Here is a 15,697-nt window from a genome sequence, read left to right on the forward strand (position 1 = left end):
GAAGGTTTTCTCTGTGTGCTCTGTGTTCTCCCTAATCTCTGTGTCTACAGAACTTTTAAGCTTTTGAATGATTTTATTTATTGCCTAACCACTTTGCAGGAAAGCAATCGTGTCCCCTTTATGGATTGAGCATAGCGTTTGGCTGGCGAGCAAGAAGCTGACTTTGGCCAGCCAGCCGCGCTTACAAAAAGCAGATAAGCAATGGGCGTCGACCACGGTTGATGCACAATCTGCTGCGCTGGCTTTGCAGCAGCGTCTGGAGACTCGTCCTAAAAGCAGCATCAGCACCTTAAATATACTGCTCAGCGGGGATTGGGTCCGTTACGCCGTGCTGCCTTGGCAGGATGGCCTGTATCAGCCAGACGATTGGAATGCTTACGCACGGCTGGTTTTAGCTCAGCAATTTGGTGGCAGCACCGATGGCTGGCGGCTGTGTATTCATCCTGCAGGCTTTGGCGAATCACGCTTAGTAGCGGCTATGGATGAGGCGATTTATCAAGTGATGATCGAGCTGGCACGCGTCAATAAGCTGAGATTACTCGGTGTGCAGCCGCTGTTTGCTACCGTATACCAGCAGTACCGCCGCCAGCTTAAAGCTGCCGAATTTGCACTGGTGATTACCGAGGCCGATCAGCTTTGCTGTGGTTTTTGGCGGGATGCGGCATGGCAAGGCATTGTTAGCCTGCCGCTTAGTCAAGATAGCCATGCGCTACTCGATGGCGGTATGGCGGCGCTATTGCGTCAAGCGGCTATGCTAGCGCAAGTGTCTTTACCACCGCAAATTTATATCAGCTCGTCCAACCACCCACTCGCCAAACTCAGCCTACCGCAATGCGAAGTCAACTATTTAGGCGCGGTCCATCCTTTATTTGCTGGGGATTTGGCGATATGAGCATCGTACAAAGATACGCGGGTTTCACCCGCCCTACGATATTGCCCCCGCATCGCGATCAACCGGACCTCGCCGCATGAAGCCCATGCAACTCGACTTTCATCGGTCCCCCAGCTCAACGCCTTGGCTGGGTTTAGCCCTTGTCGTAGCGGCAGTGATTGCCCTGCTTTGGGTGATGACTCGCCTTGATATCAGCGATCAGGCACGCCAGCAATTGGATGCACGTGAGGATGAGATCAGTTGGCAGCGCCGTCGCCTTGATGAGGCGCAGAATAAAGAGCAAAAAGAAGCGCCGACCAATGCCAAGGTTTTGGCTGCACATCAGGCACAGCAACAGGCCATCGGGCCGGTGCTGGCTGTATTGGAGCAAACCTGGCAGCCTACTCTCGCCTATACCCGCATTGATCTGGCAAGTAACGAGCATCTGCTCAAGCTGGATTTGGAAGCAAAAACCCTTGCCGATGCGTTGGCATTGATCGATAACCTAGGCAGCACCAAGGGCATAAAAACGGTGTCTTTATCCCGGCACAATATGCGTGTGAGCGATCTATTTCGCCCTGTGCAAGTCAATCTGGATATCACTTGGGAGCCGCGGTTATGAATACGCAGCGGCTCATACAACAGGGTATTTGGTATCTGCGCCAGTGGCGGCAATATGCGGGGATTTTGGCCATTGCAGGCTTGGTTTTGCTGCTGCTGGCTGGGGCGCTTTATGTGCAAAAGCTAAAGCCCATCCAAAAAGATTTAGAACGCCGCGAGCTGAGCTTGCTGGAGGCAGCGCGCAAACTTAAACAATCATCATCCAGCGCGTCTGCCACCGCCAGCAGCGTGGCAGATCGTCTGCCACAATCGAATCAATTTACCGCGTTTTTACTCAAGCTCAATGAACTGGCCGAGCAAAAACATATTGTGCTGCAGCAAAGCGATTACAAAGCCACGCCCGAAGTGGGCGGCGAGCTATTGCGCTACGGTTTGCAATTCCCTGCCAATGGGCTTTACCTGGATATTCAGCAATTTATTACTGAATTAGAAAAAATGCCCGGCGTGCGTATTGAGACTTTAAATTTATCGCGCCCGCAAATTAGCGACGCCATGCTGAATGTGCAGATTGAAATGTCGTATTTAAGCGAGGTGCAGCCATGATCTCGCGCCCGCTACAAATTGTTTTGGCGGTCACCGTTTTACTCACGCTTTACTCTGCCTGGCAAGATAGCCAGCCCGATGACACACCTGCCCACCGCCAACAGCGTGCGGTAGCCGCCAGTGAAGCGAGTGCTAAAGCATCTGCCGTTGCAGCACAAGCATCGGCAACGTCGGCGGCCAGCAGCGTGGCGGTGAATTTATTCCCGATCCAAACTTGGCAGCCGCCCCCACCACCGCCGCCTAAACCCACGCCCACACCGAAACCTACGCCAACCCCGCCGCCAGTGGCACCGCCTTTGCCGTTTAAAATAGTGTCGACCTGGCATGAAGGTAAGATCGATTACGTGGTGCTTGAAGCAAACGGCCAGCAAATGGTGGTTTGCCAAAGCTGCAATGCCCTTGGCCGCGTGCAAAAAGGTGAAGTTTTACTAGGCTCGTGGCGAGTAGATCAAGTCACCCGCCAGCAAATTATTTTTACATTTATGCCGCTGAATCAGCAGCAGGTGCTGTCCTTAGGAGCGACGCCTTGAAAACGCGCTCTTCGTGCCAGTTCAATCAGCAACCTATTTTTCCCCTGCCGCTCAAGCAGCTGCGGATGCTTTCTATTGGAGCAACACTTTGAAGCGCGCTTTTAGCATGACTCTTATCGCGGCCAGCTTGCTGACTGGCTGTGCTGCCGACATGGCCCGCAAGCAGGGTGAAAGCCTCATTTATCAAGGCGAAGTAGAACAAGGCTTGCAGCTTTTAAAAGAAAAATCCAAGCTTTATCCCGATGATATTATGCTGCGCGCCAGCTTTCAGCGGCAATTAGACAGCACGCTTAATCTCTTGCTCAAAGAAGCCGACAATGCCCGTGCGCGTGGCGATATCGAGCTGGCCACAAATCGCTATCAACAGATGCTTTCTCACGATAAGGGCAATTACCGTGCGGCCGAAGGATTAAGGCTGGTAGAAATCGCGGCGCGTCAGGATTCCATGCTCAAATATGCGCGTGAAATCAAAGACAATAAACCCGAAGAAGCGCTGGATGTTTTAGCGCAAATGCTAATCGATAATCCGCGCAATACGCAGGCGCTCAGGCTGAGGGATGAAATAGAAAGCCGTAAAACACGCGAAGCCACGCTACGCCCCGGCTTGGCGCAATCTTTAAAAAACCCTATTTCTTTGCAATTTAAAGATCAAAGCCTCAGTAGCGTCTTTGATATTATTTCGCGCATTGGCAAAGTGAATTTTATTTTTGATCGTGATGTTGCGCCCAATTTACGCACCACCATTTATGCGCACGATAGCAGTGTTGAAGATGTGATCAATTTGATTTTGACCACCAATCAACTCGATAAAAAAATATTAAATGAAAACACTATTTTAATTTATCCAAAACGCCCGGATAAAGATCGAGATTACAAAGATTTGGTGATGCGCACCTTTTATTTATCTAATGCCGATCCTAAGCAAGTATTGGCCATGATTAAACAAATGGTTAAAACCAAAGATGTGTATATCGACGAACGTTTATCCATGCTGGTGATGCGCGATACCCCGGAAGCGATTGCCGTGGCCGAGCGCCTCATTGCCGCACAGGATTTACCGCAATCAGAAATTATTCTGGATGTAGAAATTCTGGATGTCAGCAGTACTGATTTACTCAATATGGGGATTCAATACCCGGATACGATTTCCGCCTCCCTAGCCCCCATCAACAATATTACAGCTATCCCAGCCACAGCTGGCGCAATAAGTTTAGATCGCCTGAACAGTCTGAATAAGAGCGATGTACTGGTTAATCTGGGCAACCCCGTAATTAGCGCCAATCTGTTGCACCAGAAAGGCACAACCAATATTCTGGCGAATCCCAAAATTCGCGTTAAAAACCGGGAAAAAGCCAAAGTGCAAATTGGCGAACGTGTCCCTGTAGTCACCACCACCAATAATAACGGCACCACATCTGAATCGATCACCTATCTGGATGTAGGTCTCACATTGAATGTAGAACCCACGCTCACCATTGATAACGATATCAGCGTAAAAGTATCGCTCGAGGTTTCCAATGTCACCGGCAGCATCACCACCCGCAATGGTCTGATCGCTTATAAGGTAGGCACGCGAAATGCCACCACCAATATGAGCGCCCGTGATGGAGAAACCCAGGTGCTGGCCGGTTTACTTTCGCGTACCGATCAAACCACTGGCAATGCGTTGCCGGGGCTGGGCGAGCTGCCGGGGCTGGATCGACTCTTTGGCAGCAAGAAAAACGACAATAGCAAAACCGAGCTGATCCTCCTGATTACGCCCCGTGTGGTGCGCAATCTGGCGCTACCATCACCGCATATCACCACCTTTGATAGCGGCACCGAAGGAGCCATCAGTACTAATCCACTGCGCTTGCGCACCAGCTCTAGCATTAAAATCAATAGTAATGCAACTGGCAGTGTCATGATGCCGGCACCTCAACCCATCATGCCGCAAGCCGTGGTTGAGCCCGTGCCACAAGCAACTCCTGCGCCTGTCCCAGTGCCACAACAAGCAGCAGAAGACAACACCCAGCCTGTTGCTCCGCCGCCGAGCCGTGGCAATGGGATGGGACGCCGCTAAGCATGTTCTTTAAGCAATCACGCCATCGGCTTGCTCACGGCTTTACTCTGATCGAGCTGATGGTCACCCTCACCATTCTGGCGGTACTGGCAACCGTAGCGATGCCACTCTCGCAAATTGCCGCCACCCGCCAGCGGGAAGAAGAACTGCGCCGTGCGCTATGGCAAATACGCTCGGGTATTGATGCTTACAAGCAAGCGGCAGACGAGGGACAAGTTAAAAAGAATATCGATGATAATGGCTACCCCCCCAATTTGAGCGTTTTAACCGCCGGGGTAAAAGACGCCAAAGACCCCAATGGTAAAATGATCTACTTTTTACGCCGCCTGCCCAGAGATCCTTTCTGCGATTGCCCAAGCAGTAGCGACGAAAAAACATGGGGCCTGCGCAGCTACACCAGCCCACCCGACTCCCCACAAGAAGGCCGCGATGTGTTTGATGTGTATTCCCTGAGTAGCGGGATTGGGATGAATGGTACGGCTTATAAAAAGTGGTAGATAATATTAGTCACTCTTGAAACACGGCATTTGTAGGTTGGGTGAAACCCGCCGATTTATATCATTCTATAAAGGCAGGTTTCACCCTAACCCTATCAACTTATGGGGAATTTGTAGGTTGGGTTAACAGGCTTTATCGCGTAACCCAACATTCTTTTGCGGCTAAATGTTGGGTTAGCTGGTTTATCCGCCCTTAAAATAAGCGAATAAACCAGCTAACCCAACCTACAAAAACATCAAGTCCCGCGGGTTTTGCTTAAGTTGATAGGATTGGGTTTCACCCGACCTACGAAACAACATCATCAATAGGACCACCATGGCGCATGAGTCGTCTTCAAAACAGGGCTTTACCCTGATCGAGCTGCTGGTCGTGCTTGCCATTATGGCCAGCCTGCTCACCCTTGTTGTGCCACGCTATTTTCAGCAAACCGAACGCGCCAATGAAACCGTACTTAAGCACAATTTAGTGGCCATGCGTGATGCCATCGACAAGTTTTATGCCGATACGGGCCACTATCCCGCCACCATTAACGAATTAGTCAGCAGCAAATACCTGCGTGAAATGCCGATGGACCCAATAACCGGCAAAAATGATGGCTGGCAAATGATCCCACCAGAAAACGCCAGCGGCGTATACGATGTAAAAAGCAGCGCAGAAGGAAGCGGCAATGATGGCTCGGCCTACAATAGCTGGTAAGCAACAAGCTGGCTTTGCTTACGATTCCACCATGCACAGGCAAGGCTCTAGAATTCTGACAAGCCAATCTTCACTAGGTAAACAGTCAGGGTTTGCTTACGCATGGGCGCTGATGGCCGTGTTGATCATGGGCATTTATCTCGCCCAAGTCGGTGAAGCATGGCAAAACCGTGCCCAGCGCGCCAAAGAAGAAGAACTGCTTCGCGTAGGCGCTGAAATCCGCCGGGGCATCAAGCTCTACAGCGAGCAAAATATGATGCAAGGCACGCAATACCCCAAAACACTGGAAGAACTGGTGCTTGATCCACGCACCCCTGCACCAAGACGCTTTATCCGCAAAGCCTATAAAGACCCAATGACTGGGGAAGACTGGGCCTATATCACCGCCCCCGGTGGTGGCTTTATGGGCGTGTATAGCAAGGCCGCTGGCAAGCCCTTAAAGCAACACCGCTTCCTCGGCGACTTTGCCAGCTTTGCCAATCAAAATACCTATCAAGATTGGATATTTGCCAACTGGCCAAATGGCAAGGCGCTGAAAAAATAAATCACAAAGGCAATGCAGACTATTTAACGAACAGATGCGTGAAATACAGCAAAAATTGGCCTTTCAACAATAAATCTGCCTTAAATCTAGCAAGCAGCTAACATCTGGCAAGCTGTGACTCTACAAACAGCCTGCAATCTGTATCATCACGCAAAAATATTAAATCTGATTCTATGCTACCTATTCTTTATTCCTTCCGCCGTTGCCCGTACGCCATGCGTGCCAGAATGGCCATTCAATATTCTGGTATTCAAGTTGAATTGCGCGAAATTGTGCTGCGTAATAAACCCGCAGCATTACTCCACGCCTCGCCCAAAGGCACGGTACCTGTTTTAGTATTAAATAATGGGCAAGTCATCGAGCAAAGCCGCGAAATTATGCAATGGGCATTAGAGCAACACGATCCACAGCAATGGCTTTGCAAAGAGAATGAAGCGTTAAATCAGCAGATTGCAGAACTGATCGATCATAGTGATCAGATATTTAAAATTTATCTCGATCAATATAAATATGCAGACCGCTACCCCGCTCACCCCCAAGAATATTATCGCAGCCAAGGCGAGCTCTTTTTACATGATTTAGAAACACGGCTGGCGCAGACTTCTTTTTTACTGCTTCAGCAAATATGCTTGGCGGATATTGCGATATTTCCGTTTATTCGCCAATTTGCAAGCGTTGATCCGGAATGGTTTGACACCGCCCCCTACCCAAAGCTAAAGCAATGGCTGGCTTTTTTATGTAACAGTGCTGATTACCAAAGCGTGATGCAAAAATTTTCTGTCTGGCAATCGGGTGATCTGCCTTTTATTTTTCCCTAAATCACAAATACGCAATCCAAGCTGCTGTTTTTTCGGTAACCTTGCGACTTGAATGTGCATTAGAAACTGAGTCATTGTGAGCCAATTTATACGCCTAACAATGGATGACATTGCCCGTCTGGCTAATGTATCCAAAACCACGGCTAGCCTCGTGCTAAATGGACGCTCTGCAGAATACCGCATTGCAGAATCCACCAAGGAGCGCGTGCTGGCGATTGCCCGCGAGCATCATTTTCAACCCTCGCAGTCGGCCAAAACATTAAGATCGCGCAAAAGTGGCACTTTAGGTTTACTTGTGCCCGAGCTAAGCAACTTTGCCCACGCCAGCCTCGCGCAAGCTTTAGAACCACTATGCAGAGAAGCAGGCTATCAGCTGCTTGTGATGAGTAGTAATGAACAAGCGGCGATGGAAACAGCAGGCATCGAGCATCTGCTCACCCGCCAGGTAGACGGCCTGATTGTGGTGCCTTGCAGCAGCGATGCCACGCAATATTTAAAATGGTCTCTGCGCCTGCCGCTGGTCTTTGTCGATCGCCATATCAAAGACTGCCCAATTCCCTTTGTCGTCACCGACGCCATCGACGCCGTCACGTCACTGGTGATGCAAACCATCGCCAAGGGCAGTAAAGAAGTCGTTTATTTTGGCGGACAAGCCGATTTATCCCCTAGCCAGGATCGCCTTGCGGGCTATCGTAAAGGCCTTGAATTAAGCGGTGTGGCAGAACAAGAGCACTGGGTCTGGCAAAGAGATTACCTGCGCCCATCGGGCTACAGCATGATGGCCGAATGCTATGAACGCCTTGGCCACTATCCCGACAGCCTGTTCACCGGCTCGCTCACCCTGCTGGAAGGCGCGCTGGCCTATATCAACGAAAAACAAAATGGCATGCCCAAGCACTTAATGACTTTTGACGATCATAATCTGCTCAACTGCCTGCCTTGGGGCATTCAATCCATCGTGCAAGACAGCCAGCAACTCGCCAGCGAAAGCCTTGCCCGTGTGTTAAAACTGATGCAGGGCGAAGCGGTAGATTCGATCTGGGTTCCGGCAAGCTTGCATCAGCGCTTAGACACAACACGGAGCGAGCAAGCTGCCCCGCATTGACATCACCAGCGCGGTTAACTGATCGGCCGCTACCCCTACCTTGATAAAAGCCCACTTTTCGTGGGCTTTTTTACCTGCCACGCTTCAGCACGGCTGCCGTACTATGCATAAAACACGCCTTACCCAATACGGCGCAGAAAATATTTAATCAAAAAATAAGGGAGCAAATGCCCCCTTTAGAATTAATTAGTTAATTTCTTTTGCCAAGGCATAAGCCCGCTGCACAGCTGGCCGCTCTGAAATAGTGTTAAACCAGCGCTTTAAGGCGGGGAAATCATCCAGATTTTGTCCTTGCTGAGCATGGGGGACAATCCACGGATAGCAGGCCATATCGGCGATGGAATATTCACCAGCAATAAAATCTTTATCGGCCAAATGTTTATTCAACACCGAATAAAGCCTTGTGGTTTCGGTGATATAGCGATTAATTGCGTAAGAGATTTTTTCCGGGGCGTAGAGCGAGAAATGATGGTTCTGCCCAGCCATTGGGCCTAAACCGCCCATTTGCCAGAATAACCACTGCTGCATGATTTGCTTAGCGCGAAAATCTACAGGCATAAATTGGCCGGTTTTCTCTGCTAAATAAAGCAGAATCGCGCCCGATTCAAAGAGCGCAATTTCTTCTCCGCCATCGGCCGGATCATGATCCACAATCGCAGGAATACGGTTATTCGGAGCGATGCGCAAAAAATCTGGCGCAAATTGCTCGCCCTTGTTGATATTGATAGGGTGGACACGATAATCCAAGCCCGCTTCTTCCAAAAATATCCGTACTTTATGGCCGTTAGGCGTCATCCAATAATATAGGTCGAGCATTGCATATCCTGAGGCAAGGGTTGTATGGAAAAACCAGCCAGCAGCGCGGCTGGATTCCCGCCAAAGGTAAGCGGGAGTGACGAGGGTTTATGGCAATGCCTAGTTTCCTTTCGCCAACGCCCTTAATTGCGTCACGCTTTTACCTGCATGGCCCCAGTTATCGGTATCCACCTCATCAATAATCACAAAGGTTGTCACTGGGTCTTTATTTAAAACACGCACTAACACATCGGTCACGCCTGCAATCACTTCAGCTTTTTGCTCAGCCGTCGCGCCATCGCGCGTAATTTGAATATTTACAACGGGCATAGTGATTCCTTTCAATGAATGAAGTAGCTTGTGAATAGATCAGGGCACTCAGCAAAATTGCAACGCCCAGCGCAGCCATACAGCAAAATCCACCTTGTAATCATGCCAAAGGCTTACAAGGAATACACAGGTATAATCGATTTTCACTCTATTGCCGCCTGCTCCTATGCCACGTATCCAGCAACTTCCCGATCACCTGATTAACCAAATTGCCGCAGGCGAGGTGGTTGAGCGTCCTGCTTCTGCATTAAAAGAATTACTGGAAAACAGTCTCGATGCAGGCAGCCAGAATCTCACCATCGAGCTGCTGGCAGGCGGCACCAAGCTGATTAAGGTGATCGACGATGGCTGCGGCATTGCCAAAGACGAGCTGCCCTTGGCACTGCATCGCCATGCCACCAGCAAAATTCGTGATCTGGACGATTTGCAAAAAGTGGCCACACTGGGTTTCAGGGGTGAAGGGCTGGCGAGTATTGCTTCTGTATCAAGGCTTACGCTGAGCAGCCGCGAGCAAGGATCAGATTACGCATGGCGGGTGGATGCAGATAATGGCCATGTCAGCGAGCCAGAGCCTACCTCGCTCAGCCAGGGCAGTACCATTGAGATACACGAGCTTTACTACCAAGTACCTGCGCGGCGTAAGTTTCTAAAATCCGAATCCACCGAATTCGCCCATTGCAGCGATATGGTGCAACGCCTTGCACTGGCCAACCCCGGCGTGCAATTCACGCTCAGCCATAATGGCCGCGCTCAGTTGCGGCTATTGGCGGGCGATTTGTCCAAGCGTGCTGCGGCGATTTTAGGCGATGCTTTTGTGGCGTCCGGCGTGCAGGTTGATGAAGGTTTCGGTGGGCTGCGGCTGTGGGGCATTACCGGCTCGCCCACGCTGGGAAAATCCAGCCGCGATGCGCAATATTTCTTTGTAAACGGCCGTTTTGTCAGGGATAAAGTGGTGCAGCACGCACTGCGTGAAGCCTACCGCGATGTATTACATCACGATAAACACGCGGCCTACTGCTTGTTTTTAGAGCTGGACCCTAAAGGCGTGGATGTCAATGTTCACCCTACCAAGATCGAAGTACGCTTCAGGGAATCGCAAGCGATTTACCGCTTTATGCTCACCAGCCTGAAAAAAGCGCTGGCCGGAACACGCGCAGGCACGGTACCTGCTGGGATTGATCCGGAAACCGGCGAAATCGCCGCGCCAGACTCTAGTGTCATGGCCCCAGCCCCCGCAATGACGCCTAAAAATTACGCAGAAATGGCGTATAAGCAAGGCAATTTCCAGCCGCAGCCGCGTGTGCAAGCCCCGATGGCCTTTTATGACACGATGTTTGCAGATTTAAAGCGGGCACCGGGCGAAGCAAACCCAAGTGATTCAAGCTGGACACCCGAGCCATCGCCTTCATTCAGCAGTGACACCCCTGAGCGCAAATTCGCTCCCGCTATTCCTGCTGGTGCACTAATGCCCGCCGCTGCAATATCCCCCGCTGCCACCGCGCCTTCCCGTGCCAGCGATTCGGAAACCGTGCCGCCGCTGGGTTTTGCACTCGGCCAGCTGCACGGCATCTATATCCTTGCGCAAAATGCCGAGGGGCTGATCGTGGTGGATATGCACGCCGCGCACGAGCGGGTGGTGTACGAGCAGCTTAAAAACGCGCTCGATCTGCATCAAATGCCCACCCAGCCACTGTTGATCCCGCATGTTTTTGCGGCCGATAAACACGATGTAGCCACAGTTGAAGATCACGCTGAAACGCTGGCCGCGATTGGTTTCGAAATCTCAGTGCAATCCCCTACCCAGCTTGCCATCCGCTCCCTGCCCATGCTGCTGAAAGACGCCAACCCCATCGAGCTGGCGCAAGCGGTGCTCAAAGATATTCGCATGGTGGGCGCGAGCGAAGTATTAGCAGGCAGGCAAAACGAGCTACTCGCCACCATGGCCTGCCATGGCTCGGTGCGCGCCAACCGTAGCCTCACCATCACCGAAATGAACGCGCTCTTACGCCAGATGGAAGCCACCGAACGCAGCGGCCAATGCAATCACGGCCGCCCCACCTGGTTTCGGATGACGCTGAATGAATTAGATAAAATGTTTATGCGTGGACAGTAAAGTGGGCGCAATTAGCCATACAAAACCCAAACCTTAAACCACTTCGATCCAGGAGAACACGGAGGGCCACGAAGAAAAGCATAATGAATAAGATTCTCTCCGTGCCGCTCTGAACTTTCTAGGTTCAAGATTTGGGTTTTATGCTTCACCCAAATATCCACCTAGCAGGTTGAAACCGCCAAAAAGTTTTACTTTTGTATAACTATATGTTTTACTTTAGTAAAACAAATCCACAAGGAGAAGGTGATGGGAACTGCTGCTTTACGTCGCTCCGGCGGCTCGCTGATCATGGTGATTCCTCCTGCTTATGCTGAGCAAAATCAGCTAGTGGCCGGTGATTTTGTGCGCTTCAAAATTGAAGGTCATCGCCTAACGGTAGAGCCTAAGCGCCAGCGTTTTGATGCGGCGGCACTGCTAGCCGAAACCCCTGCTGAATTTATGAGCATGCCTGAATGGGATTCGCTTCCCCTTGTAGGGCAGGAAATTTGGTAAATGTTTAATCCAGGCGACATTATCCACCTTGATTTTGATCCCGCTGCCGGTCAGGAAATGAAAGGCCCACACTTCGCCCTCGTGCTATCCCTTGGTGCTTTTAATCAATCTGGGCTGGTCGTGGTTTGTCCTGTGACACAAGGTCAGCAACTCATGGCACGAAGCGCTGGCTTTGCGGTTTCCCTAATGGGTTGCGGCACTGAAACACAGGGCGTTGTGTTAAGCCACCAAGCTAAAACACTAGACTGGCGAGCACGCAAAGCCAGCCGCAAAGAAAGTGTGCCCGATGATATTTTGCAAGACGTGCTTGATCGATATCGCTCTATTTTTCCCGAATAAACATGACCGCCAATATACCCACCTTATACAAAACCCCGTGATATCAAGGGTTCAAGATTTGGCTTGTGTAATATCGTTGTCATCTGCCCCTGTATTCAAAACGAGCCCTCATGCCCACCAGCGCTTTAATCGTTAAACTTTTTGCCGCCCCGCTGCTTATCGGCGCGGCAAGTCTTGCTGGGCGTCGCTGGGGACCGCAGATTGCGGGTTTGCTGGGCGGCTTGCCGCTGGTGGCTATTCCGATTGTGCTGGCACTGTGGCTGGAATACGGGCCTGAATATGCGATCAAAGTAGCCGGGGCTGCATCGGCGGGGCTTTGGGCCAATGTGGTGTATATGCTGGTGCTAGCCCACGCCAGCCGCTACTTTTCATGGCTGGGCACCATTCTTTGCGGCTGGGCAGCTTATTTGCTCACTGCTTTTCTCTTGGTTTGGAGCGGCCTTGCCGTGTCATTCATCGTCAGCATTAGTGTGTTGGCGGGGCTGTGGATTGCGATTTACTTTATCCCCAGACCAGAGGCCATCAATAACTCTTCGCTACCCAAGATTGAGCTGTATGCCCGCATGGTGGCGGCACTGTTGCTGGTGTTGGCGCTTTCCAGCCTCTCTTTACTCTTAGGCAGCACCATGACAGGCGTATTAGCTGGTTTTCCCGTCGCCGCCACGGTGATTCCTGCATTTACACTGGCCAATGCCGGCCGCAATGCGCTATTACTGCAATTACGCGGCTTTTTAATGGGGCTGACAGGGTTTAGCATGTTCTTCTTGGTCTGGACGCCAATGGCAAGCCATATCGGCCTGTTGGCCTTTATCCCCTCCCTGATTGCCGCACTCGCCACCGGCATTCTGGTCAGATTTTTAAGCCATCATTTTCATTGAAAACACACAAACCTAAGGTCTGTAGACACAGAGAACACGGAGAAAACCGTAGGGCGGGTGAAACCCGCGAGCAATGCTGAAAAATACGCGGGTTTCACCCGCCCTACAAAATCGGCAATACAACTTTGCTTTTCTCCGTGAAACTCCGTGCTCTCTGTGGTTCAAGATTTGGGTTTACTAAAACCCACTATTTTTAATTTTTATAAAGTTATCTCGCCATGCCGCACTCCTCTCCCGCCATTTTCTTAATGGGCCCTACCGCCAGTGGCAAGACCGCCAGCGCGATTCATTTGCTGGAAAGCGGCTTGCCGGTGGAGTTGATTTCGGTCGATTCGGCACTGGTGTTTAAAGATATGGATATCGGCAGCGCCAAGCCAAGTAGTGATGAGCTAGCCCGTGCGCCGCATCATTTGATTGATATTATTTCACCGGAAGAGGCTTATTCTGCCGCGCAATTTCGGCGTGATGCGCTGGCTTTAATGGCCGAGATTACAGCGCGTGGCAAGGTGCCGGTGCTGGTGGGTGGCACCATGCTGTATTACAACACCTTGCAACACGGCATTCATGAATTACCGCAAGCGGATGCGGCGCTGCGGGCGCAAATCCATGAAGAGGCGGCGCTGATCGGCTGGCCCGCCATGCACACCAAACTGGCCGCTATCGACCCGATCACTGCTGAACGCCTTAAATCAACGGATGCGCAGCGCATCGAGCGTGCTTTGGAAGTCTGTACGCTGATGGGCAAAAAAATGTCGGATTTACTGGCCGAGCCTGCCAGCGGCGCTCTGCCCTATCGCCTGCTTAAAATCGCCCTGCTGCCGCAAGACAGAAAATGGCTGCACGATCGCATTGCGCTGCGCTTTGATCAAATGTTGGAGTTGGGCCTGCTTGATGAAGTGGCCCGCTTGCGAGCAAAATATGATTTGTCCTTAGAGCTGCCGTCGATGCGCTGCGTGGGCTATCGGCAGGCTTGGGAATATCAGGATGGCTTGGTGGATTATCCAACCATGCGCGAAAAAGGCATCGCCGCAACCCGCCAATTGGCTAAACGGCAGCTGACCTGGATGCGGGGAATGGATGATTTGCTGGAGATTAATTGCCAAGGAAGTGATTTGGCAGAGCGGGTAAAGGCAGCCGTTGCGGCCTGGCTTTAATGTGGTGATTTATCATCGCGCCAGCACTGCATCCGTCTTTCGGCCCAGCGCTCTAATGGCCCGCCCAGATTAATCACCAGCAGCGCTAAAATCACTACAAACACGGCAATATCCACATAGCCAGCACCACAGGCCAAGCCTATTGCCGCCGTAAGCCAGATTGATGCGGCAGAAGTCAGGCCCTCCACCATATTATCGTTGCGATGCACAATCAAACCTGCTCCCAAAAAGCCGACGCCCGTAATCAAGCCTTGAGCCACACGGCTAAAGGCTTGGGCATCGTCATGGCTGATCACACCATTTAAGGCAATCATCAGCGCCGCTCCTAGGGATACCAAGGCATGGGTGCGCACACCGGCTGGCTTTTTATGCATAAAGCGATTAATGCCAATCAGCCCGCCCAAAAAAACGGCCAAAATTAAGCGCAAAAAAATATCAAAATCTAGCAGCATCCTCATAAAACCTCACCGCCGATGAACTGCAAGAAAATATCGAAATCTGAAAGCATTCTCATAAAACCTCACCATTGCTGATTGAGTAAGCCAGATATCAAGATAAAGCATAAAGTGCTTAACGCGGCATAAAGCTTGCGTCGTGCAGCAATTCACCCACACCATTAATAAAAAACTGCACACCGATACAAATCAGCATAAAACCCATAATTCTCGATATAGCACTAATTCCTTCATCCCCAAGCACCGCAAATAAACGGCTAGCGGCGCGTAAGGTTAGCCAGCAGATAAATGCTGTGGCGGCAATGCCGAGTATCAAGAGAAAATAGCCAGCCAAAACGGGAATATGTCTTTGCGAATGCAAGGTAGAAGACATTGAAATCACTACCGCAATCGAGCCCGGCCCTGCCATCGAAGGCATGGCGAGCGGCGTAAAAGCAATTTCACGTCTGGCGCCTAACTCAGGCTCATCGTCAATTTTTGGTTGAGAATCAGGAAACAGCATCCTGAACCCCAAATAAATCACCACCATCCCGCCTGCAATACGTAAGCCGGGGATAGAGATATTAAAGAAATCCATAATCAAGCCCCCTGCCATCAAGAAGGTGATTAAGATTCCTGCCATATAGTAGCAAGCCAGTTTGACCTGCTGCTTTCGCTCTGCATCAGATAAATGCACTGATATCCCAGGCAAAATAGCAGCGGTAGAAAGTGGATTAATAATCGGTAGCAAAGCCGTGACCGTAGTCAGGATGTAAGACAGGTACTCCAGTACCAAGCGAAATAGGGTCATCTTGTCCACGCAAAAAAGGGAAGCGTACACTCTAAAAGTGCCCTTCCCTTTTATTTAGATCAA

19 protein-coding genes are annotated in these 15,697 nt (G+C 50.8%); 15 read left to right on the forward strand and 4 right to left on the reverse strand.

Translation table 11 applies throughout. The features are described 5' to 3' along the window. The first annotated feature begins 109 nt into the window (after positions 1-109). The 10 genes from VN23_RS10920 to VN23_RS10965 all read left to right on the forward strand — a co-directional run bounded on the left by VN23_RS10920 (position 110) and on the right by VN23_RS10965 (position 8,288). The gene (locus VN23_RS10920) at positions 110-892 is read left to right on the forward strand and encodes a hypothetical protein (RefSeq protein WP_046350840.1); all 783 of its coding nucleotides are present in this window, start codon (positions 110-112) and stop codon (positions 890-892) included. Positions 893-968: 76 nt separating this feature from the next. Further along, positions 969-1,493, forward strand: a complete 525-nt coding sequence (locus VN23_RS10925; protein WP_046350839.1) for a hypothetical protein — start codon at positions 969-971, stop codon at positions 1,491-1,493. Beyond that, positions 1,490-2,035 (forward strand): hypothetical protein, encoded by a 546-nt coding sequence (locus VN23_RS10930; protein ID WP_046350838.1) that lies wholly within the window; start codon positions 1,490-1,492, stop codon positions 2,033-2,035. Before VN23_RS10925 ends, VN23_RS10930 begins: the two co-directional genes overlap by 4 nt. Beyond that, entirely contained in the window at positions 2,032-2,565 is a 534-nt protein-coding gene (locus VN23_RS10935) for a hypothetical protein (RefSeq protein ID WP_052746464.1), read from the forward strand. The genes VN23_RS10930 and VN23_RS10935 overlap by 4 nt, the downstream gene beginning before the upstream one ends. Before the next feature lie 106 nt (positions 2,566-2,671). Beyond that, entirely contained in the window at positions 2,672-4,627 is a 1,956-nt protein-coding gene (locus VN23_RS10940; RefSeq protein ID WP_156455183.1) for a secretin N-terminal domain-containing protein, read from the forward strand. A 2-nt stretch (positions 4,628-4,629) separates the two neighbouring features. Further along, complete coding sequence (locus VN23_RS10945) at positions 4,630-5,124, forward strand: type II secretion system protein (protein ID WP_046350837.1); 495 nt, start codon at positions 4,630-4,632, stop codon at positions 5,122-5,124. A 316-nt stretch (positions 5,125-5,440) separates the two neighbouring features. After that, a complete protein-coding gene (locus VN23_RS10950) occupies positions 5,441-5,821 on the forward strand; it encodes a type II secretion system protein (protein ID WP_046350836.1) in 381 nt (126 codons plus the stop codon). Continuing rightward, on the forward strand, positions 5,793-6,365 hold the full coding sequence (locus VN23_RS10955; protein WP_197432907.1) for a type II secretion system protein: 573 nt from the start codon (positions 5,793-5,795) through the stop codon (positions 6,363-6,365). The genes VN23_RS10950 and VN23_RS10955 overlap by 29 nt, the downstream gene beginning before the upstream one ends. A 173-nt stretch (positions 6,366-6,538) precedes the next feature. Further along, on the forward strand, positions 6,539-7,183 hold the full coding sequence (locus tag VN23_RS10960) for a glutathione S-transferase (protein WP_082752743.1): 645 nt from the start codon (positions 6,539-6,541) through the stop codon (positions 7,181-7,183). A 76-nt stretch (positions 7,184-7,259) separates the two neighbouring features. Then, on the forward strand, positions 7,260-8,288 hold the full coding sequence (locus VN23_RS10965; RefSeq protein WP_046350834.1) for a LacI family DNA-binding transcriptional regulator: 1,029 nt from the start codon (positions 7,260-7,262) through the stop codon (positions 8,286-8,288). A gap of 186 nt (positions 8,289-8,474) precedes the next feature. Here the strand turns inward: VN23_RS10965 and VN23_RS10970 are convergent, their stop codons facing one another. Together VN23_RS10970 and VN23_RS10975 are read right to left on the reverse strand one after the other, a co-directional pair. After that, the gene (locus VN23_RS10970; protein ID WP_046350833.1) at positions 8,475-9,104 is read right to left on the reverse strand and encodes a glutathione S-transferase N-terminal domain-containing protein; all 630 of its coding nucleotides are present in this window, start codon (positions 9,102-9,104) and stop codon (positions 8,475-8,477) included. A gap of 99 nt (positions 9,105-9,203) precedes the next feature. Beyond that, positions 9,204-9,413, reverse strand: a complete 210-nt coding sequence (locus VN23_RS10975) for a 2-hydroxymuconate tautomerase family protein (protein ID WP_046350832.1) — start codon at positions 9,411-9,413, stop codon at positions 9,204-9,206. A 166-nt stretch (positions 9,414-9,579) separates the two neighbouring features. On the opposite strand from VN23_RS10975, the gene mutL reads away from it, so the two are divergent. The 5 genes from mutL to miaA all read left to right on the forward strand — a co-directional run bounded on the left by mutL (position 9,580) and on the right by miaA (position 14,389). Beyond that, on the forward strand, positions 9,580-11,526 hold the full coding sequence (gene mutL, locus VN23_RS10980) for a DNA mismatch repair endonuclease MutL (RefSeq protein WP_046350831.1): 1,947 nt from the start codon (positions 9,580-9,582) through the stop codon (positions 11,524-11,526). A 246-nt stretch (positions 11,527-11,772) separates the two neighbouring features. After that, positions 11,773-12,018: an AbrB/MazE/SpoVT family DNA-binding domain-containing protein gene (locus VN23_RS22130; protein ID WP_046350830.1), complete on the forward strand. Its 246-nt coding sequence runs from the start codon at positions 11,773-11,775 to the stop codon at positions 12,016-12,018. Next, entirely contained in the window at positions 12,019-12,357 is a 339-nt protein-coding gene (locus VN23_RS10990; RefSeq protein ID WP_046350829.1) for a type II toxin-antitoxin system PemK/MazF family toxin, read from the forward strand. 110 nt (positions 12,358-12,467) lie between these two features. Then, positions 12,468-13,235 (forward strand): hypothetical protein, encoded by a 768-nt coding sequence (locus VN23_RS10995; RefSeq protein WP_046350828.1) that lies wholly within the window; start codon positions 12,468-12,470, stop codon positions 13,233-13,235. A 218-nt stretch (positions 13,236-13,453) separates the two neighbouring features. After that, positions 13,454-14,389: a tRNA (adenosine(37)-N6)-dimethylallyltransferase MiaA gene (miaA, locus tag VN23_RS11000; RefSeq protein WP_046350827.1), complete on the forward strand. Its 936-nt coding sequence runs from the start codon at positions 13,454-13,456 to the stop codon at positions 14,387-14,389. On the opposite strand, the gene VN23_RS11005 is transcribed toward miaA, so the two are convergent. Then, the gene (locus VN23_RS11005) at positions 14,386-14,847 is read right to left on the reverse strand and encodes an MgtC/SapB family protein (RefSeq protein ID WP_082752745.1); all 462 of its coding nucleotides are present in this window, start codon (positions 14,845-14,847) and stop codon (positions 14,386-14,388) included. The genes miaA and VN23_RS11005 overlap by 4 nt on opposite strands. A gap of 112 nt (positions 14,848-14,959) precedes the next feature. Then, positions 14,960-15,634 carry a MarC family NAAT transporter gene (locus VN23_RS11010; protein ID WP_046350825.1) on the reverse strand — a complete coding sequence of 225 codons (675 nt, stop codon included), beginning with the start codon at positions 15,632-15,634 and terminating at the stop codon, positions 14,960-14,962. Positions 15,635-15,697 lie beyond the last annotated feature (63 nt).

Origin of the sequence: Janthinobacterium sp. B9-8 (assembly GCF_000969645.2) — a bacterium.
Taxonomy (GTDB): domain Bacteria; phylum Pseudomonadota; class Gammaproteobacteria; order Burkholderiales; family Chitinibacteraceae; genus Iodobacter.